Annotated in this window: 24 protein-coding genes and 1 riboswitch; of the genes, 15 read left to right on the top strand and 9 right to left on the bottom strand. The window is 73.7% G+C overall.

Going from position 1 to position 19,914, the window contains the following annotated elements:
* Positions 1–5 precede the first annotated feature (5 nt).
* A complete protein-coding gene (locus BM093_RS02015) occupies positions 6–458 on the bottom strand; it encodes a MarR family winged helix-turn-helix transcriptional regulator (RefSeq protein ID WP_093336205.1) in 453 nt (150 codons plus the stop codon).
* Positions 459–542: 84 nt separating this feature from the next.
* Here BM093_RS02015 and BM093_RS02010 point away from each other — a divergent pair, with 84 nt between their 5' ends.
* From BM093_RS02010 to BM093_RS02000, 3 genes are read left to right on the top strand one after another with little or no spacing between them, the layout of a single operon-like run.
* Positions 543–1,676: an LLM class flavin-dependent oxidoreductase gene (locus BM093_RS02010; protein WP_093336202.1), complete on the top strand. Its 1,134-nt coding sequence runs from the start codon at positions 543–545 to the stop codon at positions 1,674–1,676.
* On the top strand, positions 1,676–2,284 hold the full coding sequence (locus BM093_RS02005; protein ID WP_093336199.1) for an FMN reductase: 609 nt from the start codon (positions 1,676–1,678) through the stop codon (positions 2,282–2,284). The genes BM093_RS02010 and BM093_RS02005 overlap by 1 nt, the downstream gene beginning before the upstream one ends.
* Positions 2,285–2,289: 5 nt before the next feature.
* On the top strand, positions 2,290–2,850 hold the full coding sequence (locus BM093_RS02000; protein WP_245773235.1) for a VOC family protein: 561 nt from the start codon (positions 2,290–2,292) through the stop codon (positions 2,848–2,850).
* Positions 2,851–2,882: 32 nt separating this feature from the next.
* Here BM093_RS02000 and BM093_RS01995 read toward each other — a convergent pair whose 3' ends face one another.
* From BM093_RS01995 to BM093_RS01985, 3 genes are all read right to left on the bottom strand, one after another.
* Positions 2,883–3,497, bottom strand: a complete 615-nt coding sequence (locus BM093_RS01995; RefSeq protein WP_093336196.1) for a VldE C-terminal domain-containing protein — start codon at positions 3,495–3,497, stop codon at positions 2,883–2,885.
* A gap of 386 nt (positions 3,498–3,883) precedes the next feature.
* Positions 3,884–5,077 (bottom strand): hypothetical protein, encoded by a 1,194-nt coding sequence (locus tag BM093_RS01990; RefSeq protein ID WP_093336193.1) that lies wholly within the window; start codon positions 5,075–5,077, stop codon positions 3,884–3,886.
* A 133-nt stretch (positions 5,078–5,210) separates the two neighbouring features.
* Positions 5,211–6,170: an NAD-dependent epimerase/dehydratase family protein gene (locus tag BM093_RS01985; RefSeq protein ID WP_245773234.1), complete on the bottom strand. Its 960-nt coding sequence runs from the start codon at positions 6,168–6,170 to the stop codon at positions 5,211–5,213.
* A gap of 141 nt (positions 6,171–6,311) precedes the next feature.
* On the opposite strand from BM093_RS01985, the gene tatA reads away from it, so the two are divergent.
* On the top strand, positions 6,312–6,551 hold the full coding sequence (tatA, locus tag BM093_RS01980) for a Sec-independent protein translocase subunit TatA (RefSeq protein ID WP_218162622.1): 240 nt from the start codon (positions 6,312–6,314) through the stop codon (positions 6,549–6,551).
* A gap of 7 nt (positions 6,552–6,558) precedes the next feature.
* A complete protein-coding gene (locus BM093_RS01975) occupies positions 6,559–7,299 on the top strand; it encodes an SDR family oxidoreductase (protein ID WP_093336187.1) in 741 nt (246 codons plus the stop codon).
* Between the two features lie 18 nt (positions 7,300–7,317).
* Here the strand turns inward: BM093_RS01975 and BM093_RS01970 are convergent, their stop codons facing one another.
* Positions 7,318–7,668, bottom strand: coding sequence for a hypothetical protein (locus BM093_RS01970; protein ID WP_093336183.1), 351 nt, complete (start codon positions 7,666–7,668; stop codon positions 7,318–7,320).
* A 326-nt stretch (positions 7,669–7,994) separates the two neighbouring features.
* Here BM093_RS01970 and ectA point away from each other — a divergent pair, with 326 nt between their 5' ends.
* From ectA to thpD, 4 genes are all read left to right on the top strand, one after another.
* The gene (ectA, locus tag BM093_RS01965) at positions 7,995–8,618 is read left to right on the top strand and encodes a diaminobutyrate acetyltransferase (protein WP_093336179.1); all 624 of its coding nucleotides are present in this window, start codon (positions 7,995–7,997) and stop codon (positions 8,616–8,618) included.
* Complete coding sequence (ectB, locus tag BM093_RS01960) at positions 8,615–9,868, top strand: diaminobutyrate--2-oxoglutarate transaminase (protein WP_093336176.1); 1,254 nt, start codon at positions 8,615–8,617, stop codon at positions 9,866–9,868. The genes ectA and ectB overlap by 4 nt, the downstream gene beginning before the upstream one ends.
* Before the next feature lie 7 nt (positions 9,869–9,875).
* A complete protein-coding gene (locus BM093_RS01955) occupies positions 9,876–10,271 on the top strand; it encodes an ectoine synthase (protein ID WP_093336174.1) in 396 nt (131 codons plus the stop codon).
* Between the two features lie 142 nt (positions 10,272–10,413).
* Positions 10,414–11,340 (top strand): ectoine hydroxylase, encoded by a 927-nt coding sequence (gene thpD / locus BM093_RS01950; protein WP_093336172.1) that lies wholly within the window; start codon positions 10,414–10,416, stop codon positions 11,338–11,340.
* A gap of 123 nt (positions 11,341–11,463) precedes the next feature.
* On the opposite strand, the gene BM093_RS01945 is transcribed toward thpD, so the two are convergent.
* The gene (locus BM093_RS01945) at positions 11,464–12,234 is read right to left on the bottom strand and encodes an SGNH/GDSL hydrolase family protein (protein ID WP_093336169.1); all 771 of its coding nucleotides are present in this window, start codon (positions 12,232–12,234) and stop codon (positions 11,464–11,466) included.
* A gap of 166 nt (positions 12,235–12,400) precedes the next feature.
* Here BM093_RS01945 and BM093_RS01940 point away from each other — a divergent pair, with 166 nt between their 5' ends.
* Both BM093_RS01940 and BM093_RS01935 read left to right on the top strand, forming a co-directional pair.
* The gene (locus tag BM093_RS01940; protein ID WP_093336167.1) at positions 12,401–13,069 is read left to right on the top strand and encodes a DUF3159 domain-containing protein; all 669 of its coding nucleotides are present in this window, start codon (positions 12,401–12,403) and stop codon (positions 13,067–13,069) included.
* A gap of 438 nt (positions 13,070–13,507) precedes the next feature.
* Positions 13,508–14,566: a hypothetical protein gene (locus tag BM093_RS01935; protein WP_093336164.1), complete on the top strand. Its 1,059-nt coding sequence runs from the start codon at positions 13,508–13,510 to the stop codon at positions 14,564–14,566.
* 61 nt (positions 14,567–14,627) lie between these two features.
* Here the strand turns inward: BM093_RS01935 and thiE are convergent, their stop codons facing one another.
* Positions 14,628–15,347, bottom strand: coding sequence for a thiamine phosphate synthase (gene thiE / locus BM093_RS01930; RefSeq protein WP_177238217.1), 720 nt, complete (start codon positions 15,345–15,347; stop codon positions 14,628–14,630).
* A gap of 23 nt (positions 15,348–15,370) precedes the next feature.
* Positions 15,371–15,481: riboswitch (TPP riboswitch) on the top strand.
* Here thiE and thiO point away from each other — a divergent pair.
* The 3 genes from thiO (at position 15,479) to thiG (ending at position 17,660) form a co-directional block, all read left to right on the top strand.
* Positions 15,479–16,705: a glycine oxidase ThiO gene (thiO, locus tag BM093_RS01925; protein ID WP_093336158.1), complete on the top strand. Its 1,227-nt coding sequence runs from the start codon at positions 15,479–15,481 to the stop codon at positions 16,703–16,705. It overlaps the preceding riboswitch by 3 nt.
* A gap of 2 nt (positions 16,706–16,707) precedes the next feature.
* Positions 16,708–16,899, top strand: coding sequence for a sulfur carrier protein ThiS (gene thiS / locus BM093_RS01920; RefSeq protein ID WP_342742956.1), 192 nt, complete (start codon positions 16,708–16,710; stop codon positions 16,897–16,899).
* Positions 16,900–16,901: 2 nt separating this feature from the next.
* Positions 16,902–17,660 carry a thiazole synthase gene (gene thiG, locus BM093_RS01915; protein WP_177238216.1) on the top strand — a complete coding sequence of 253 codons (759 nt, stop codon included), beginning with the start codon at positions 16,902–16,904 and terminating at the stop codon, positions 17,658–17,660.
* Between the two features lie 21 nt (positions 17,661–17,681).
* Here the strand turns inward: thiG and BM093_RS01910 are convergent, their stop codons facing one another.
* On the bottom strand, positions 17,682–18,206 hold the full coding sequence (locus BM093_RS01910) for a gamma carbonic anhydrase family protein (protein WP_093336149.1): 525 nt from the start codon (positions 18,204–18,206) through the stop codon (positions 17,682–17,684).
* A 21-nt stretch (positions 18,207–18,227) separates the two neighbouring features.
* Complete coding sequence (locus BM093_RS01905; RefSeq protein ID WP_177238198.1) at positions 18,228–18,839, bottom strand: hypothetical protein; 612 nt, start codon at positions 18,837–18,839, stop codon at positions 18,228–18,230.
* Between the two features lie 178 nt (positions 18,840–19,017).
* Here BM093_RS01905 and BM093_RS01900 point away from each other — a divergent pair, with 178 nt between their 5' ends.
* Positions 19,018–19,851 carry an alpha/beta fold hydrolase gene (locus tag BM093_RS01900; protein WP_245773233.1) on the top strand — a complete coding sequence of 278 codons (834 nt, stop codon included), beginning with the start codon at positions 19,018–19,020 and terminating at the stop codon, positions 19,849–19,851.
* The last annotated feature ends 63 nt before the right edge of the window (positions 19,852–19,914 follow it).

Raw genomic sequence — 19,914 nt, 5'->3', positions numbered from 1 at the left:
CGGCCTCAGGGACGGTCGACCCGGGTCAGGACGGCCTCGGCGATCCGGCCCAGCGCCGCGAGGTCGTCGGCGGGCAGCGCGTCGAACACCAGCTCGCGCACGGTCTCGACGTGCCCCGGGGCGGCGGCGTCGATCGCGGCCCGGCCGTCGGCCGTCAGCACCACGTAGTTGCCCCGGCCGTCGTCGTCGCACTCCTCGCGGCCGATCAGCCCGCGCTTCTGCATCCGGGCCAGGTGGTGCGAGAGCCGGCTCTTCTCCCAGTCCAGCGACGTGGCCAGCTCGAGCACCCGGGCCCGCTCGTCCGGGCGGTCGGTCAGCGCGACGAGCACGTCGAAGTCGGCCAGCGAGAGTCCGGACTCGGCCTGCAGCCGCCGGTGCAGCTCGGCGTGCAGCCGGGACTGCATCCGCAGGTAGCTCCGCCAGGTCGTCTGCTCGCGTTCGTCCAGCCATCGGGTCACGGACCCAGTGTAGCGGAATAGTTGACGCATCACCTATGTTGGAGCAGGATGTAGATGACAGTTCAACAACCACGGGAGGTAGCCGTGCAGTTCGGAGTCTTCACGGTCAGCGACGTCACGACCGATCCGACGACCGGCCGCACACCCACCGAGGCGCAGCGGATCAAGGACGCGGTCGCCATCGCGCGCAAGGCCGAGGAGGTCGGCCTGGACGTCTTCGCGATCGGCGAGCACCACAACCCGCCGTTCTTCTCGTCGTCGCCGACGACCACGCTCGGCTACATCGCCGGTGTCACCGAGACGCTGCAGCTGTCCACGTCGACCACGCTGATCACCACCAACGACCCGGTGAAGATCGCCGAGGACTTCGCGATGCTGCAGCACCTCGCCGACGGCCGCGTCGACCTGATGCTCGGCCGCGGCAACACCGGCCCGGTGTACCCGTGGTTCGGCCAGGATCTGCGCAACGGGATCCCGCTGGCCATCGAGAACTACGCGCTGCTGCGGAAGCTCTGGGACACCGAGGTCGTCGACTGGGAGGGGCGGTTCCGCACCCCGCTGCAGGGCTTCACCTCGACCCCGCGCCCGCTCGACGGCGTCGCGCCGTTCGTCTGGCACGGGTCGATCCGCAGCCCGGAGATCGCGGAGCAGGCCGCATACTACGGCGACGGCTTCTTCCACAACCACATCTTCTGGCCGGCGACGCACACGAAGCGGATGGTCGAGTTCTACCGCAAGCGCTGGGAGCACCACGGCCACGGACCGGCGGAGCGCGCGATCGTCGGGCTCGGCGGGCAGGTGTTCATGCGGCCCAACTCGCAGGATGCGGTGCGCGAGTTCCGGCCGTACTTCGACAACGCCCCGGTCTACGGGCACGGGCCGTCGCTGGAGGACTTCAGCCGGGAGACGCCGCTGACGGTGGGCAGCCCGCAGCAGGTCATCGAGCGGACCCTCGGGTTCCGGGAGTACGTCGGTGACTACCAGCGCCAGCTGTTCCTGATCGACCACGCGGGCCTGCCGCTGAAGACGGTGCTGGAGCAGCTCGACATCCTCGGTGAGGAGGTCGTGCCGGTCCTCCGCAAGGAGTTCGCCGCGCTGCGCCCGGCCGGGGTGCCGGACGCCCCGACCCACGCGTCCCGCGTCGCGGCCCGCTCCACCGGGCAGCAGCACACCGACCAGCAGCACACCGGAGAGCACACGGAGAGGGAGGTCGCCTGATGACCCGCAGGATCGTCGTGCTCAGCGCCGGGGTGTCGACGCCGTCGTCGACCCGGCTGCTGGCCGACCGGCTGGCCGCGGCCACCGGGGACGCCCTGGTGCGCCGGGGTGAGCAGAGCGAGGTCGAGGTCCTCGAGCTGCGCGACCACGCCCGCGACCTCGCCGACCACCTGGTGACCGGCTTCCCGAACGAGGCGCTGCGCCCCGTGCTGGAGTCGGTCGCCGGTGCCGACGCCGTGATCGCGGTGACGCCGATCTTCTCGGCGTCCTACAGCGGTCTGTTCAAGACGTTCGTCGACGTGCTCGACCGGGACGCCCTCACCGGCGTCCCGGTCCTCGTCGCCGCCACCGGCGGCACGGGGCGGCACTCGCTCGCGCTGGAGCACGCGATGCGTCCGCTGTTCGCCTACCTGCGCGCCGCCGTCGTCCCGACGGCGGTGTTCGCGGCCCCGGAGGACTGGGGAGCCTCCGAGGCGGCCGGCTCGCTGCAGTCGCGCGTCGAGCGCGCCGCGGACGAGCTGGCCGGGGCCGTGGCCGCCCGCCCGCTCCGCGTCCGCGCCGACGAGTTCGCCGACGTGCCCGACTTCACCGCACTGCTGAAGGGATGACGACCATGAGCACCACCGACGCCACCGGCGCCACCGACACCGCCGCTACCGACCCCGCTGCCACCGACACTGCGGCCACCGACACTGCCGCCCTCGATGCCGAGCGCGACCGTATCCGGGACGCGCACCTGAAGCCGCTGGGCGAGCGCCCGGCCTCGACCGCGCGGGGCCTGCACCACACCGCGCTCGTGTCGAGCGACGTCGAGCGGACCGTGCGCTTCTACCAGGACGTTCTCGGCTTCCCGCTCACCGAGCTGATCGAGAACCGGGACTACCCGGGGTCGTCGCACTTCTTCTTCGACATCGGGAACGGGAACCTGCTCGCGTTCTTCGACTTCCCGGGGCTCGACGTGGGCCCCTACGCCGAGGTCCTCGGTGGCCTGCACCACATGGCGATCAGCGTCGAGCAGTCCCGGTGGGACGAGCTCGTGGCCCGGCTGACCGAGGCCGGTGTCGAGCACGAGGTGCACTCGGGCGTCTCGGTGTACTTCCGGGACCCGGACGGCGCCCGGATCGAGCTGATCGCCGACCCGCTGGGGGAGATGTACGGCAACAAGGTGCTGTGAGTGGAAATCGTGGTTCCGGCCACGAATTCCACTCACGGGCGGAGGCTGATGTGCACGTGGTCGAAGTGTCCGCCGGTGGCGTCGTCGGCGTCGTAGACCCCGCCGCCGGTGTACGGCCGGCCCCAGCCGTCCCGGCCGGTGCCGGTGTCACCGGTGCCGCGGTACCAGATCCGGCCCTGCCAGATCACGTACCGCACCCGTAGCTCGGCGGCGTTGTCCCGGGCCCAGTTCGCGAGCGCCCAGCCGTCGTCGAGGTCCGCGCCCACCGGGAACGCGCCGTAGGCGGCCGGGAAGAAGTCGCAGGCCCGCCCGGCCGGGTGGTCGCTCGACGGGTTCCACGCGTGCTCGGACCAGCACGTGACCGCGCGGATCCCGCTGTCCGGGCCGGGCTCGCCGAACCGGTCGGTCGCCGCGTCCAGCAGACGCGCCGCGGACGGGGTGAGGCAGCCGGTCGGGGGCGGGCCGGGGTCGAGGGCGGTCGCGGTCGTGGGGTCGGGCTCGGAGCAGGCCTCGGGCGGCGGGGGATCGACGATCTCCCACAGGTCCTCGGTGGTGAACCCGCGGCTCGCGGCGAACCACACCAGGCCGCCGCCGAGCAGCGCGAGCACGAGCAGCACGCCCAGCAGCGGGGCGACGCGGGTCCGCACGTGTGGATCGTCCGTTCCGTCGGGGTTCGCCCCAGCGTACGGCGACGGGGTCCGGGCGCGCCGAGGGTCATGACCTGTGACCGCCGCGTCGTCGTACCCGGGAGCCGCGATGACCGCCGCTGTGACCACCGGCCTGCTCCGCCGGCCCGGCGCGCACCTCACCTTCGATGTCCGGACGCCGGCTCCCCGGTCGCCGAGTCCCCGGTCGCGTTGTGCGTCGCCGACCTCGCTGCCCTGGTCGAGCACGTGCTGAGCGCGCACCGCGTGAGGCTCCTCGGCTCCAGCGGGGGCGCCGTGTTCGTACTCGGGCCGGCCCAGCAGCGTCCGGACCCGGTGGCCATCACCCCGCCGGTGTCGAGGCGCGGATGCGGGCCGTGCTCGACCGGTCAGCCGCCGAACAGGGACGGTCCGCCGAACAACGGTGAGGTGCTCAGCGCCTCGCGCAGCTCGAACCAGGCGACGACCCCGTACACCACCCCGGCCAGGAAGACGAGGCAGGACAGCGACACCAGCACGTAGGTGATCACCCGCAGGACGGTGACCGCGGTCGGGTCCTTCGCCACGGTCGGAAGCGGTGCCGCGGTGTGACCCTGCCTGCCCCCGTGCTGCCGGCCCTGCTGTTGCGGGCCCTGCTGTTGCGGGCCCTCGTGCTGCCGGCCGTCGGCCTGCTGCCGGCCCGGACCCTGCCGTCCGCCACCCGGCTGCTCGCCACCCGGCTGCTCGCCACCCGGCTGCTCGCCACCCGGCTGCTCGCCGGTCGGCTGCCCACCGGTCGGCTGCACTGTCGGTACTGCCTCGCCGTGTCGCGCGTCGCCGCGTGCCGGAGCCGCTCCGGTGGTCCCGGTCGCAGCAGCGGCACCGGCACCGGCAGCGGCAGCGGCGCCGGTGGTCCCGGCGGCGCCGCCACCCTCCCCGGGACCCGGCGCCGCCGGGGCCGGGGCCGGGGCACCGAACCGCGCCGCTGCGGCCTCGGCGACCGTCGCCGGACGGCGCCCGCTCTCGGGGGCACCCCGCGGCGCGGGGACCTCGGCGGTCGCGGGTTCGGTGGTGCGGTCGCCTCCGGCGGTGTGGTCGGCTCCGGCGGGCCCGGTGGTGCGCGGGGCCTCGACGGCCCGTGCGGGTTCGGGGGCCGGGGCGGCACGGGCGTACTCCACCGGCCCGGTCGCGTCGGCGGTGTCGTGGTCCGGGCGCCGGTCGGCGGCAGGACTCGCCTGCCCCGCGGAGTCGTGGCCCGTGCCGGACGGGGCCGTCGCGGACCCGGGATAGGCCGGCCCGCCGTCGATCGCGGTGCCACCACGGGAGGCGGGGTCGCCGTACTCGCCGTAGGCCGGTCGGGCCGGGGTGTCGCCGGCGTCCCCCGCGCCGTAGCCGGCCGCGTCGTCGATCACCGGCTGCGGGCCGGTGCCGCCGTAGAGGTCCTCGTACCCACCACCGGACGACGGCGTCGGACGCTCCACCGGCCGGGACGCCCGCAGGTCCGGATACCCCCCGCCGCCCTGGTAGGAGTTGTCGGGGAAGTCGTCGTCCGCCCGGCCGTGCCGCGGTCGCGGGGACGGGCGGGACTGCTGCGGGCCGGTCATTGCGGACCTCCGGGCTCGGTGCGGCGGTGTCGCGGGTGTGTCGACATCCACGGTGCTGTGACACCCATACCGCCGTCCGTACCCGTTGCGTTAGCCCCTGTGCACCACAGTCACCTGGTTCGGTGAGGTGAACTCACCGGGTGTACACGCCGGTCGGCTCCGCGTGATAACCCTTCGACCCGATGGCGTCGGCGAGCGGGCTGCGCGGGGAGAGCCCGGCACGGACCCGCGCGGCGACGGCCTCGGCGTCCCACCGCGGCGTCCAGCCCAGTTCGGCGACGGCGCGGGCCGACGAGTACACGCGGTCCACCGCCGGCACCGCCCAGCCGCGTTCGTGCAGCAGCGCAGCCACAGCCGGCGCGCGCCGGGCGAGCACGGCGGGCACGTCCCGCCCGAGGTCGGACAGATCGCCGGGGGTGAACGGAGAGGGGGCGCTCACGACATAGCGGGCGAAGCCGAGTTCCGGGGCGCGCCGTGCCGCGGCGAGGTGGGCGCTCACCACGTCGGCGACGTCCACCCGGCGATGGCAGTACTCCACGACCTTGAGCGCCGTGTCGTCGAACCGGGCCCGGACCTCGTCGCGGTCGTCGGCCTCCGGGAAGAACCGCGCCACGCGCAGGACCACGACCGGCAGGCCCGGGTCGAGCGCGGCCAGCTCGCACAGCTCCTCGGCCGCGGTCTTGGTGGCCCCGTAGACGTTGCGCACCCGCGGGACGACCGTCTCGTCGATCCAGGTAGCAGGCCCGTCGCGGTGCGGGGTGAGCGCCCGCCCGAACGCGCTCGTCGACGAGGTGAACACGACCCCGCGCACCCCGGCGGCCGCGGACTCCTCGAGCACCGCGAGGGTGCCGGAGACGTTGGTGTCGACGAAGTCCTGCCGGGTGTGCGAACCGACGTGCGGCTTGTGCAGCGTGGCGGTGTGCAGGACGTGCGTGACCCCCGCCAGCGCGGCCGTGAGCGCGGCCCGGTCGGTCAGCGGGGCGACGACGTCGGTCCAGGGCGAGGGCGCCCGGTCGAGCCCGGAGACCGGGACACCGGCGTCGCGCAGCGTGCGCACCAGTGCCTCGCCGAGGTGCCCGGAGCTGCCCGTCACGAGGAAACGTTCCACGTCCGCCGATCCCAGCAGCCCGCACCGGTCCGGACAACCGGGTTCACCGGCGCATCCGGAGCGGCGGCGACTCGTTGACCACGACGGATGCCCGGCCGGGTGTCGTCCACGAGCGAGGAGGCGCCGATGGGTGCTCTCAGCCCCACTCACTGGTTGATCGTGCTGGCGGTGCTGGTACTGCTGTTCGGCGCGAAGAAGCTGCCGGAGATGGCCCGGTCGGTCGGCCGGTCCAGCCGGATCCTGAAGAGCGAGATGCGCGTCCTGCGGGACGACGACCGCCCGGCCGGGATCGAGGCGGACGCCGCCCGGACGGGCGACGCGACGGCCGGGGCCACTGCGCCCCCGGCCGGCGAGCACCGCGGCTGAGGCCGGCATGACGGTGCTCGTCACCGGTGCCGCCCGGGGCGTTGGCGCCGCCACCGTGCGGCTGCTGGCCGCCCGCGGCCACGACGTGGTGATCGGGCACCGAGCCTCCCCGGAGGACGCGGCGGCCGTCGTCGCGGACTGCCGCGCGGCGGGTGTGCACGCCCGCGCCGTCGCGGCGGACCTCACCCGCGCCGACGGCGTCGAGCGGCTCTTCGACGAGGCGGGCGCCATGCCGGCCCCGCTGTCCGGGGTGGTCCTCAACGCCGGTGGCGCACCCTCCCGGCAGCGCCTGGAGGGCATGAGCGATGAGCGGATCGACGCCGTCCTCGCCCTCAACCTGCGGGCCGCGCTGCTCGGCTCCCGGGAGGCGGTGCACCGGCTGTCCCCGCGCTACGGCGGCACCGGCGGCGTGGTGGTGCACGTGACCTCCCGGGCCGCCGTGCTCGGCTCACCCGAGGAGTGGAACGACTACGCGGCGGCCAAGGCCGGCGTCGAGGCGCTGGTGGTCGGGCTGGCCAAGGAGGTCGCCGCCGACGGCATCCGGGTCGTCGGGGTGCGGCCGGGGCTGCTCGACACCGACTTCCACGCCCGCGCCGGTGAGCCGGGCCGGGTGGAGCGGATGGCGTCCTCGATCCCGATGGGCCGGGCCGGACGGCCCGAGGAGGTGGCCACGGCGATCGCCTGGCTGCTCTCCGACGAGGCCGGCTACGTGACCGGCACCGTGCTCGACGTCAGCGGCGGCCGCTGAGAAGCTCGCGGAACGACGTCAGGACGCGAACCGCACGGCGCGGACCCGCCCGCTCCACGTCCGCCGGCGGGCGGACCGACGCGTCAGGCCGGAGGTCTCCGCGCACAGCAGGCAGCGGTCCCCGGGCGGGGAGGCCAGCGACGCCGGCAGCACGACGTGACCGCACACGGCGGTGCACTGCCCGCTCCCTGCGGTCAGCGAGTCCGCGAGCACCGCGGGCGGGACGACGTGGCTGTGCCCGTCCTGGGCACACGTGACGGTGACCCCGGGCTCGCTGACCCCGGGCTCGCCGGCCCCCGGCTCGCCGGCCCCCGGCTCGGGCAGGCTCGAGGACGGCACCTGGCGCGTGCTGGCGGGTGGCACCGACACGATGAACTCCTCCGGGCGTGGTTCGGCGGAGGCTCTATCGTGGCTCTCGAATCCGTGCAGATGCAAGTGCATCCGCACGAACGGCCGAATGTGCGCGCGCCTCGTGGCGGAGCGTGGCGAGCGCCACGCATCTCGGTCGGAGCCCCGGCGTGAGACCGCCCGGGCCGGTCGCGGCCCCCGGCGAAATCGCCGCCCTCGCTGCGAGGACGCCCGATCCGTCCGCCTCGGGAGCGCTGTGGTCGCCGTCACATCAGAGTGGGTGGTCGATCCGCCGTGCGGCTGTCAGCGGCTGCACCACGCAGCCGCTCCGGTTAATCTCGACCTCCATGACCGCTCCCGAGCAGGCAGAGCCTCGGGCGTCAGCACCGTCACCGGGAGCCGACCGCTCCGGTGACGCGACCGCCGACGCCGCCCCTTCCGACGACGTCTCCTACGAGATCGTCGCGCCGGTACCGGCGGACGGAGCGGACATGTGGCGACTCGCCGTCGAGTCGCAGACGCTGGATGCGAACTCCCGCTACGCCTACGTGCTGTGGGGCCGCGACTTCGCGGACACGTCCGTGATCGCCCGCCGGGACGACGGCCTGGCCGTCGGTTACGTCACCGGCTACCTGCGCCCGCAGGCCCCGCACACCCTGCTCATCTGGCAGGTGTGCGTCGACCCGATCGCGCGCGGGGCCGGTCTCGCCGGGCGGATGCTGGACGCGGCCTGGGACCGCGCGGTCGCGACGGCGGGAGTGGACCGGATGGAGACGACCATCACCCCGGACAACGAGTCGTCCATCCGGCTGTTCAGCTCCTTCGCCAGACGACACCACACGTCGATCGAGCGCGAGGACCTCTTCGGTCCCGAGCTGCTCGGCGACGGCCACGAGCCGGAGCACCTGTACTGCATCGGCCCGATCACACGCTCCGCCGGCGTGCACAACACAGAGGGTGGAAAGAAATGACCGTTTTCGAGGATCTCGAGTCACAGGTCCGGAGCTACTGCCGAAACTGGCCGGTCGTCTTCGACACGGCCAAGGGGAGCCGGCTGACCGACGTCGACGGCAACTCCTACCTCGACTTCTTCGGCGGCGCGGGTGCGCTCAACTACGGGCACAACCCGGACGAGCTGAAGAAACCGCTGATCGACTACCTGACCCGCGACGGCGTCAGCCACGGCCTGGACATGTACACCCGGGCCAAGGGCGAGTTCCTGGACACCTTCCAGGAGATCATCCTCGGCCCGCGCGGCCTGGACTACAAGGTCCAGTTCCCCGGTCCGACGGGTGCCAACGCCGTCGAGTCCGCGCTCAAGCTGGCCCGCAAGATCACGGGCAAGGAAGCGCTGATTAACTTCACCAACGCGTTCCACGGCATGACGCTGGGTGCGCTGTCGGTGACCGGCAACTCGATGAAGCGCGGTGGCGCGGGCATCCCGCTGGTCCACTCGACGCCGATGCCGTTCGACAACTACTTCGACGGCAAGATGCCCGACTTCCTCTGGTTCGAGAAGGTCCTCGACGACGCCGGGTCCAGCCTGAACGAGCCGGCCGCGGTCATCGTCGAGACCGTCCAGGGCGAGGGCGGCCTGAACCCGGCCCGGATCGAGTGGCTGCAGGGCCTCGAGGACCTGTGCCGCCGCAAGGGCCTGCTGCTGATCGTCGACGACGTCCAGATGGGCTGCGGCCGCACCGGCCCGTTCTTCTCGTTCGAGGTCGCCGGCATCAAGCCGGACATCGTCACGATCTCCAAGTCGATCTCCGGCTACGGCCTCCCGATGGCCCTGGTGCTGATGAAGCCCGAGCACGACCAGTGGGGCCCGGGTGAGCACAACGGCACCTTCCGCGGCAACAACCCGGCGTTCGTCACGGCGACCCACACGCTGCGGACCTGGTGGACCGACGACACCCTCGAGAAGGACACCGTCCGCAAGGGCGAGAAGATCGAAGAGGGTTTCAACCGGATCATCGCGGACAACCGGGGTACGGAGATGTTCGCCAAGGGCCGTGGCCTGGCGCGTGGCATCCAGTTCGAGGACGAGGGGCTGGCCGAGAAGGTCGCCGGAAAGGCCTTCGAGCAGCGGCTGCTGCTGGAGACGGCCGGACCGAACGACGAGGTCCTCAAGCTGCTGCCGCCGCTGACCACCTCGGACGACGAGATCGACGAGGGCCTTGCGATCATCGGCGAGTCCGTACGAACCGTTACCGGGAGCTGATAACCCCATGATCGTCCGTACTCTCGACGAGATCACCGGCACCGAGCGCGACGTCGAGCCCGAGAACAAGCAGTGGCGCAGCAAGCGCATCGTGCTGGGCAACGACAAGGTCGGGTTCTCGGTCCACGAGACCGTGCTCCAGCCGGGCACGATCAACGACTTCTGGTACGCGAACCACATCGAGGCCGTCTTCATCACCGAGGGTGAGGGCGAGCTCTACGACAAGGACAACGACGTCACGTACCAGCTCAAGCCGGGTTCGATCTACGTGTTGAACGGCAACGAGAAGCACCAGCTGCGTCCGGAGACGCTGATGAAGACCGTCTGCGTGTTCAACCCGCCGGTGACCGGCCGCGAGGTGCACGACGAGAACGGCGTCTACCCGCTGATCGTCGAGGACTAGGCCGACGGCGGCCGCCGGGCCACCGGCGTAGCCCAGTCATCGCGAGGGACGTTTCCGCTGTGTGACAGCGGGAACGTCCCTCGTGGTCTAGATGCAGGCCGATCCCGTGGAAAGGAACGTAAGACCGCAAGGAGGAACGCCCGTGACTGCTGTCGCCGGGACCACCGACCTCGACCAGTTCGTCCGTACCGGGGACCGTTACCCCACCCGCGTGTCGAACACCCCCGCATTCATCGACCGTGCCGAGCCCACCGTCTGGGGTGACCGCTCGAGCACCGGGATGTGCGGCGCCCAGGAACTCGACGCGCACGAGCGCGACGGCTTCGTCCAGGTTCCGCGTCTGCTCACCCCGGACGAGGTAGCCGGGTATCAGGCCGAGCTCGACCGGCTCGCGAACGACCCGGCCGTCCGGGCCGACCAGCGCTGCGTGATCGAGAAGTCCTCCGAGGAGGTCCGCTCGATCTTCGAGGTCCACCGGATCTCGGAGGCGATCGGCCGGCTGGTCCGCGACGAGCGGATGCTGTCCCGCGCGCGCCAGATCCTCGGCTCCGACGTCTACGTCCACCAGAGCCGGATCAACTACAAGCCCGGTCTCGGGGGTGGCGGCTTCTACTGGCACTCCGACTTCGAGACCTGGCACGCCGAGGACGGCATGCCCGGCCCGCGCGCGGTCAGCTGCTCGATCTCGCTGACCGACAACCACCCGTTCAACGGATGTCTGATGATCATGCCGGGTTCGCACCGGACATTCGTCTCCTGCGTGGGCGAGACCCCCGAGGACAACCACCTGTCCTCGCTGAAGGAACAGGAGATCGGCACCCCGGACCCGGACTCGATCTCCAAGCTCGCCGAGCGGCACGGCATCGCGATGATGACCGGTGACGCCGGCGGGGCGACCTTCTTCGACTCCAACTGCATGCACGGTTCCGGGGACAACATCACCCCGTACCCGCGTTCGAACATCTTCCTGGTGTTCAACAGCGTCGAGAACACCTGCGTGGAGCCGTTCTCCGCGCCGAAGCCGCGACCGGCACACGTCGGCTCCCGTGACTTCACGCCGGTGCGATGACCCCGGAGCGCAGGTGACGCGCTAACCACTACAAGATCGTCAGCTGACAGCGGCGCCCGTCCGGTCCTCCGGGCGGGCGCCGCCGCCGTTCCGGGCCCGCTCGGTGTCGGGACGCGTTCGGCGTCAGGCTCCGCGCAGCGGGGACAACGTCGGGCGCTTGGGCAGGTAGCCGTCGCCGGTGTGCGCCCCGCGCAGCCGCTTGCGGACGTAGGGCATCACGTGGTGGGTGACCCAGCGCAGGTCGTCCAGCTGCCGGGCCCGCCACGGGGCCGGCCCGCCGTCCGGTTCCGGCCACGGCGCCCGCCAGTCCCCGGCCGGCTCGCCGAGCGCCTCCAGAACCCGCCAGGCCACCCGTTCGTGCGCGTGCGGCACCAGGTGCAGCCGGTCGGGGCCCCACGCCCGTGGGTCGGCGAGCGCGCTCATCGCCCACAGGTCGACCACCCGGCAGTTGTGCCGTTCGGCGGACGCCCGCATGAGCTCGTTGTAGCAGGCGATCCTGCCGCGCAGGCGCCGGATGAACGGGTGCATCCGGCGCAGGTCGAAGCCGGTGAAGATCAGCACCTCGGCCCCGGTCGCGGCCAGCCGGGCCAGCGCGGCGTCGAACCGGGCGGCCAGGTCGTCGGTGTCGCACGTCCAGCCGATGATGTCGTTGCCGCCGGCACAGAACGTGATCAGGTCCGGTCGCATCGCCTCGGCGACCGGGACCTGCTCGGCGACGATCTGGTCGAGGACCTTCCCGCGGACGGCGAGGTTGGCGTACCCGAAGCCCGGGTACCGTGCGGCCAGCGTCTCGGCGACCCGGTCCGCCCACCCGCGGGGCCGGCCGTCGTCGGCGATGTCGTCGAGTCCTTCGGTGAAGCTGTCGCCGAGTGCGACGTAGCTGTGGTGCTGCATGTGCACCGCCCCCCTTCGGCCGGGTCGCCGGGTCGGTCCGCTCGGAACGCCCACCTGGTGTTCACCGCGCGGACGTCCTGCGTTACCCCCATGATCGGCCGCTCCGGCCGTGCGCGCCAACTCGATTCGTCGACCTGCGCCGCCTGGATAGGGCACCCTCAGCAGGGTGACCCGCGATCCCGCCCCCCGCGCCACGCCCCGACCGGACCCGAAGCTCTCCGAACTGCTCGGTGGGCGCGCGGGTGCCGTCGACGCGACGGTGCCCGTCGTCGCGTTCGTGCTGGCCTGGGTGCTCGCGGGCTGGGCGGGATCGGCGTACCCGATCAACTGGGGGGCCGGGGCGGCGATCGTGTCCGGCGCCGCGGTGGCGGTCTGGCGGCTCGCCCGGGGGCGCAAGCCGCGGGCGGTGCTGTTCGGCCTGGCCGGGGTGATCGTCGCCGCGGCGATCGCGCTGATCACCGGCCGGGCGTCGGACTTCTTCCTGGTCCAGATCGTGTCCAACGTCGGCAGCGCCCTGGCCTGGGCGATCTCGGTCGTCGTGCGGTGGCCGCTGCTCGGTGCGATCGTCGGCGGGCTGCTGGGTCAGCGGACCCGGTGGCGGCGGGACCCGGACCTGCTCCGTGGCTACCAGCGCGCCTCGTGGGCGTGGGTCTGCCAGTACGCGATCCGGCTGTCGGTGTTCCTCCCGCTGTGGGCGGCGAACGAGGTCGTGCTGCTCGGTCTCGCGCGGACCGTGCTGAGCCCGCTACTGGTCGGGCTGAGCGTGCTCGTGTCGTGGCCGTTGCTGCGCACGGCGCTGCCGGACGATCACCCGGGCATTCGTCACCCCCGGTGACGGGGCCGGTCCCCGGTGCGACTAGAATCGTGACCCGAACGTGATCTTCGCTCACCTGCGTGAGGGTCACCACATCGGGTGATCGTCCGGTGCGTTCCACGGGCGCCCGGACGTTCCCGTAGAGAGCCGCCTCCCCGATGATCACTGCTAGGAGCCATGCCACACCAGCGCCCTCCGGAGCCCGGCCGCGGTGACGTCGACCGAGGCGCGCCCGGATCTCCCCGCCCCGTCCCCCCGAACACCACCGGGCGGCCGGTCTCGGCCGCGGACGCACCGAACGTCCCGAGGCAACGCCGTGCCGCACCGTCCCGCCCGCCGCACGGCGGCCCCGGCGTCCCACCGGACCGGACACCGGGCGGTCAGCGCCCGACCCGCGTGGTCCCCGGTCCGGGCGTCCCCCCGGGGACCCCGCCGGGCGGGCAGCCGCCCACGCGGGCGATGCCGGGCGGTCCCACCGAGCTGCGCCCGGCCGCCGGGCCGGGTCGCCCCAACGGTCCCCTCGGCGGAGGGCCGAACGGCGGGGGCCCGAACGGGGGCGATGCCGCAGCGGGCTCGGCGAAGGGCTCGGACGGCTCCGCGAAGGAGACCAGCACGCTGAAGGAGAGCCTCAGTCCGACGGACATCGCGGCCGGCGCCGGCGCGTCGGTCGTCAGCGCGATCCTCGGCTCGTTCCTGGGCGCGATCGGGACCGTGCTCGGTGCGGCCCTCGGGTCGGTCATCTACGCGCTGGTCAGCGCGTTCCTGACGCGCGGGCTCGAGCAGGGCCGGGACAAGGCGCTCGAGCTCAAGGACAAGGCCGCCGCCCGCAAGGGCAAGGGGGTCGCCGCCGGGACCGCCGCCGCGGCCCGGGAGTCCTCGGGCCGGGAGTCGTCGGGCCGGGAGTCGTCGGGCCGGGGCGTCGCGGGCCCGACCGGTGAGGAGACCGTGCGGCTCGACCCGTCGCGGGCCGGGCGGCCGGCGGCGGCGCACGCCGGAGGCCGGGCCACGTCGTGGTTCGGCGGGCTGCGGCGGGTCCGGCCCACCCGCAGGACGATCGTCGTCTCCGCGGTGGCCGGTGTGCTCACCTTCGGCGTGGCGATGTTCCTGATCACCGGGATCGAGGTCGTCAAGGGATCGTCGCTGGCCGGCCACAGCTCCGGCACCTCGATCGGGAACGTCGTCCGCGGCGGCCCGCCGCCGGCACCGGCCGACGACGGTGACGAGGGCACCGGCACCGACTCGTCGTCGACCTCGGAGAGCTCCACCTCGACCGGCGAGTCGGAGAGCAGCGCCCCCGAGTCCTCCTCGGGGACGAGCACCGAGGAGTCGGAGTCGTCGCGGGACGGCTCGGGTTCCGGCTCGGAGCCCGGCTCCGGCGACAGCGGCAACCCGCTGGGGGACACCCTCAACCGGGTCGTGCCGACCCAGGACCCGGGCTCCGGCTCCGGTTCCGACTCCGGGCAGCAGGGGCGGTCCCAGCAGGACGGCGGGGACCCGGGTTCGGGTTCGGGCAACTGACGCTCCGACCGGAGACGACGCGTCCGGCGCCGGTGGGCATCGCCCACCGGCGCCGTCGTCGTCAGGGGGTCTGCGGCGTCTCCGGGCCGGCCGCCGGCCGCGTCCCCAGCCGGGCCTTCAGCCGGGCCGCGGCGGCCTGCGGGTCGTCCGCCTCCGTGATCGCCCGGACGACGACGATCCGGCTCGCCCCCGTCTCGAGCACCTCGTCGAGCCGCTGCTCGTCGATCCCGCCGATCGCGAACCACGGCCGCTCGGGTGCCCGCCCGGCGACGGTGCGGACCAGGTCCAGGCCCGGCGCGGGACGGCCCGGTTTCGTCGGCGTCGGCCAGCACGGCCCGACGCAGAAGTAGTCGACGCCGTCCTCGGTCGCCGCGGCCAGGGTCTCCTCGGGGCTGTGCGAGGACCGGCCGACGACCACGTCGTCACCGACGACGCGGCGCGCCCACTCCACGGGCAGGTCGTCCTGGCCGAGGTGGAGCACGTCGGCACCGGCGGCCAGCGCGACGTCGGCCCGGTCGTTCACGGCGAGCAGCGCACCGTGGCGGCGGCAGGCGTCGGCGAGCACCTCCAGCGCGGCCAGCTCGGCCCTGGCCTCCAGCGGGCCGTCGGGGCCGCCCTTGTCCCGCAGCTGGACGATCTCGACCCCACCGGCGAGGGCGGCGTCGGCGAACGCGGCCAGGTCACCCCGCCCCGTGCGGGCGTCGGTGCACAGGTAGAGCTGCGCCTGCTGCAGGCGGGCGATCCGGGCAGAACGGGTATCGGTCTCGGACACGGGGCGCACGCTACGGCGTAGCCTGGGGGACACGTGAGACCCACGGGAGCCCGGCGAGCGGGCTGAGAGGGGACCTGACCGCGGTCCCGACCGTCGAACCTGATCCGGGTCATGCCGGCGCAGGGAGCGAGGTGAGATCCATGGCCGTATGTCAGCAGGGCCGCCTGGCCGTCGCCGGCGCGGGCGCGATCGGGTTGGCCGCCGCCCGCGCGGCCGCACGGGCGGGCTGGCGGGTCACCGTGTTCGACCCGGCCCCCGGCCGGGGCGCGTCGTGGGTGGCCGGCGGGATGCTGGCCCCGGTGACCGAGGCCTGGCCCGGCGAGGAGGACCTGCTCGCGCTCGGGCTGGACTCGGTGGCGCGGTGGCCGGAGTTCGCGGCGGAGCTGTCCGCCGAGGCCGGTGCCGACGCCGGGTTGCACACCGCGGGCACGGTGGTCGCCGCGACCGGCACCGGCGACCGCGACGAGCTGACCGCCCTCGCCGATCATCTGGAGTCGCTGGACCGCCCGGTGCAGCGGCTGACCGGGCGCGAGCTGCGCCGGCTCGAACCGGCGATCGGGCCGGACGTCCGCGGCGGGCTGTCGGTCCCGGCCGACCCGTCGGTGGACAACCGCAGGCTGCTGGAGGCGCTGCGGACCGCGTGCACACGGGCCGGGGTGGACGTCGACGACCGTGCGGTCGACCGGGTCCGCGACGACGGGCGCCGGGTGCACGGCGTCCGGCTGGCCGACGGAACCGAGATCGAGGCCGACGTCGTGCTGGTCGCCGCGGGAGCGCACTCGTCGGCGCTGCACCCGGCCCTGGACGGGCTGGTCCGCCCGGTCAAGGGCGAGATCCTGCGGCTCAGCCGGCGCCGCGGTGCGCTGCCCGCACCGGTTCGCACGGTCCGGGCGCTGGTCGACGGGCGCCCGGTGTACGCCGTCCCGCGGGTGCTGCCCGGGCACGGCGACCTGGTGATCGGCGCGACGACCTCGGAGAACGGCTTCGACACCGACGTCACGGTCGGCGGCGTCCGCGACCTGCTCCGGGACGCGGAACGGGTCCTGCCCGGGATCGCCGAGTACGCGCTCACCGAGTCGGCCGCCGGTCTGCGCCCGGGCAGCCGGGACAACCTGCCGCTGATCGGCCGTACCGGTCCGGAGGGGCTGATCGCCGCGACCGGGCACGGGCGCAACGGCATGCTGCTCGTCCCGGTGACGGCGGCGACCGTGACCGCGTTGCTGCGCGACGAGGCCGTCCCCGAGGCGGCCCGCGCCGCCGATCCGGGCCGTTTCGACAGCCACACCCACACCCACACCGATACCGAGCGGAGTTCGGGCGGCGCGGGCACCGACATGCTCGCGGCCGGGAGGAGCCGAGATTGCTGATCATGTTGAACGGCGAGCATCACGAGATCGACGACGGGACGGACCTGGCCCGGGTGCTCACCGACGCCGGCCTGCCCGAGCGCGGCATCGCCGTCGCGGTCGACGGCGAGGTCGTGCCCCGCGCGTCCTGGGCGCAGTACGTGCCGGCCGAGGGTGCGCGGCTCGAAGTGCTGACCGCCGTGCAGGGAGGATGACGATGGACAAGCTGGCTTTCGGCGACCACCTGTTCGACTCCCGGCTGGTGATGGGCACCGGTGGCGCCGCGAACCTGGAGATCCTGGAACGGGCGCTGGTCGCCTCCGGGACCGAGCTGACCACGGTCGCGCTGCGCCGGGTCGACGTCGAGGGCGGGACCGGGCTGCTGGACCTGCTGCGCAGGCTCGGGATCCGGGTGCTGCCCAACACCGCGGGCTGCCGTACCGCCGCCGAGGCCGTGCTGACCGCCCGGATGGCCCGGGAGGCGCTCGAGACCGACCTGGTGAAGCTCGAGGTCGTCGCCGACGAGCGCACCCTGCTGCCCGACCCGGTCGAGCTCCTCGACGCGGCCGAGCAACTCGTCGACGACGGGTTCACCGTGCTGCCCTACACCAACGACGACCCGGTGCTGGCCCGCAAGCTGGAGCAGGCCGGGTGCGCCGCGGTGATGCCGTTGGGTTCGCCGATCGGTACCGGTCTGGGGATCCGCAACCCGCACAACATCGAGATGATCACGGCGGAGGCGGGTGTGCCGGTCGTTCTGGACGCGGGTATCGGCACGGCGTCGGAGGCCGCGCTGGCGATGGAGCTGGGGTGTGATGCCGTCCTGCTCGCCACCGCGGTCACCCGGGCTGCGGATCCGGAGCGGATGGCGCGGGCGATGCGCCGTGGGGTCGAGGCGGGTTGGGACGCCCGGCACGCCGGCCGGATCCCGCGCCGGTACTGGGCGCAGGCGAGCTCGCCAGACCGGGAGGGGTGAGGCCGGGCGCGCGGACGCCGGTCAGTCCGCGGGCGTGACACCGGCCGCGTGCCGACGGGCGAGCTGCTGGTAGAAGTCCGGGTTGGTCCGGACCCACCAGCGCGCCTGCTCGGTGAGCCCGCCCCGCTCCTTCGCAGCGGACCCCAGCATCAGCCGGTCCGCGGGCAGCTCGACGTTCGGGGCGACGGTGGAGCCGGCCGCGACCATCGCCCCCTCGCCGATCACCGCGCCGTCCTGGACCGTGCTGCCGTTGCCGATCACCGCGCGCGGGCCGATCACGCAGCCGTGCACGACGCACAGGTGCCCGATCGTCGCGCCCGCGCCGATCTCGGTGACCGGGTCGTCGCCGCCGTGCAGGACCGAGCCGTCCTGCACGTTCGCACCGGCCCGGACCACGATCGGGCCGAGGTCGGCGCGGAGCACGGCGTTGTACCAGATCGAGGCGCCCGCCTCGACGTGCACGTCGCCGACCAGCGTCGCGGTCGGCGCGACGAAGGCGTCCGGGTGCACGGTCGGGGCGAGGCCCTCCAGAGCGAACAGCGGCATGCGGTGCAGCCTCGCATCCGGTCACGGACCCGGTGGGACCGAGGACCGCAGGCCGAGGTCGGCGAGCTCGAGTGCGGCGAGTCGCCGGACGACGTCGGCGTCGCCGGAACGCCAGGCCGCGGCCGGGTCCGGGGCGATCCGGGTCAGCCGGCGGACCGGCACCCGGGTGAGGGCCCGTACGGCGAGCAGGTCCGGCGCGGCCGCCCGGGCTGCCACCGCCGAGCCGGCACGACGGGCGTACCGCAGCCGGAGCGGCAGCCAGCCCAGCAGCACCGGCAGCAGCACCACCAGCGGGATCACGACCAGCGCACCCGTCGCGAGCGCCCCGACGGTCTCGCCGTACTGCCGTCCGGCCGCGGCCAGGTCCGCGCCGGCCCCGGTCGCCGGGTCCAGCGCCCGGGCCAGGTCGGCGCCCACGAACGGGATCGAGGACACCGTGCCGGAGATGCCCGTGAACGTGTCCGAGACCCGGCCACCCGCGGCGACCAGCGACTCGCCCGGTGCGCGCAGCGCCGTCAGGCCGTCGTGCGCCGCGATGCCGGCGACCACCGCCAGTACCGTCCACAGCAGGGCGACCACGTCGGCGACGACCTGGCGGGCCAACCGTTCCGGGTGTTCCGCGTACCAGCGCATCGGCCCTGTGTACCGGCTTCGTACGCCCACCCGGTGTGCCGCCCTGCGCAACGGCCCGTCCGCCGGCTCCGGAAACCCGCTCGCCGAGCGGGGTGGCGCGTGCTGGGGTGATCCTCGTGAACCGATCGCCTTCCTCCCTGCCGGAGAGCGGTGGGCTGCCGTCGGGGGCGGTGGCGCCGTGAGTATCTACACCAGCGAGCACGGCGGCCGCCTCGTCCGGGAGCGCTACGAGCAGCAGCTGGCCGCGTGGCCGGTCCCGGCGCAGCGGCACACGCTCGACACCTCGTTCGGCCGGACGTTCGTCCTGAGCTGTGGGGACGACACGGCGCCCCCGGTGGTCCTCCTGCACGGCTCCGGAGCCAACACCTCCGTCTGGCTGGACGGCATCGACCTGCTCGCCGCCGGACACCGCGTCGTCCTGCTCGATCTGCTGGGCGAGCCCGGGCTCAGTGACCCGGTCCGCCTGGACCTGACCACCGGCGACACGGCGGACTGGCTGGGGGAGTGTCTCGACTCGCTCGGGGTCGGGCCGGCCGCGTTCGCCGGGCTCTCGCTCGGCGCGTGGACCGCGGTGGACTTCGCGGCGCGGCGGCCGGAGCGGGTGGAACGGCTCGCGCTGTTGTGCCCGGCCGGGATCGGTCGGCAGACGATCGGGAAGGTGGCACCCGCCTTCCTGCTGAACCTCCTGGGGGCGCGGGGCCGCCGGCGTTCCGCGGAGATCGTCACCGGGCTCGACGCGCGGGAGCCCCCCGAGGTCTTCGCGGAGATCAGCCGGACGTTCGAGCACTTCCGGCCGCGGACCGAGCGCTTCCCGGTGTTCGACGACGAGACGCTCCGCAGTCTCACGATGCCGGTGCTGGCCGTGCTGGGCAGACGGGACCGGGTGTTCGACCCGGTGGAGACCGAACGCAGGCTGCACGCGCTGGTCCGGGACGTCCGGGTCCACGTCGTGCCCACCGCCGGGCACGCGCTGCTGGGTCAGATGCCGCGGATCGCCGACTTCCTGCGGTGAGCCGGGCGGGGCCGGTCCCCGCCGGGCCGTCCGGCTCATGTCCGGTGTCGAGCCCCGGGCGGT

Origin of the sequence: Pseudonocardia ammonioxydans (assembly GCF_900115005.1) — a bacterium.
GTDB lineage: Bacteria > Actinomycetota > Actinomycetes > Mycobacteriales > Pseudonocardiaceae > Pseudonocardia > Pseudonocardia ammonioxydans.
The sequence above is the reverse complement of the archived record's forward strand: the minus strand, read 5'-3'. Positions and strand labels throughout refer to the sequence as shown.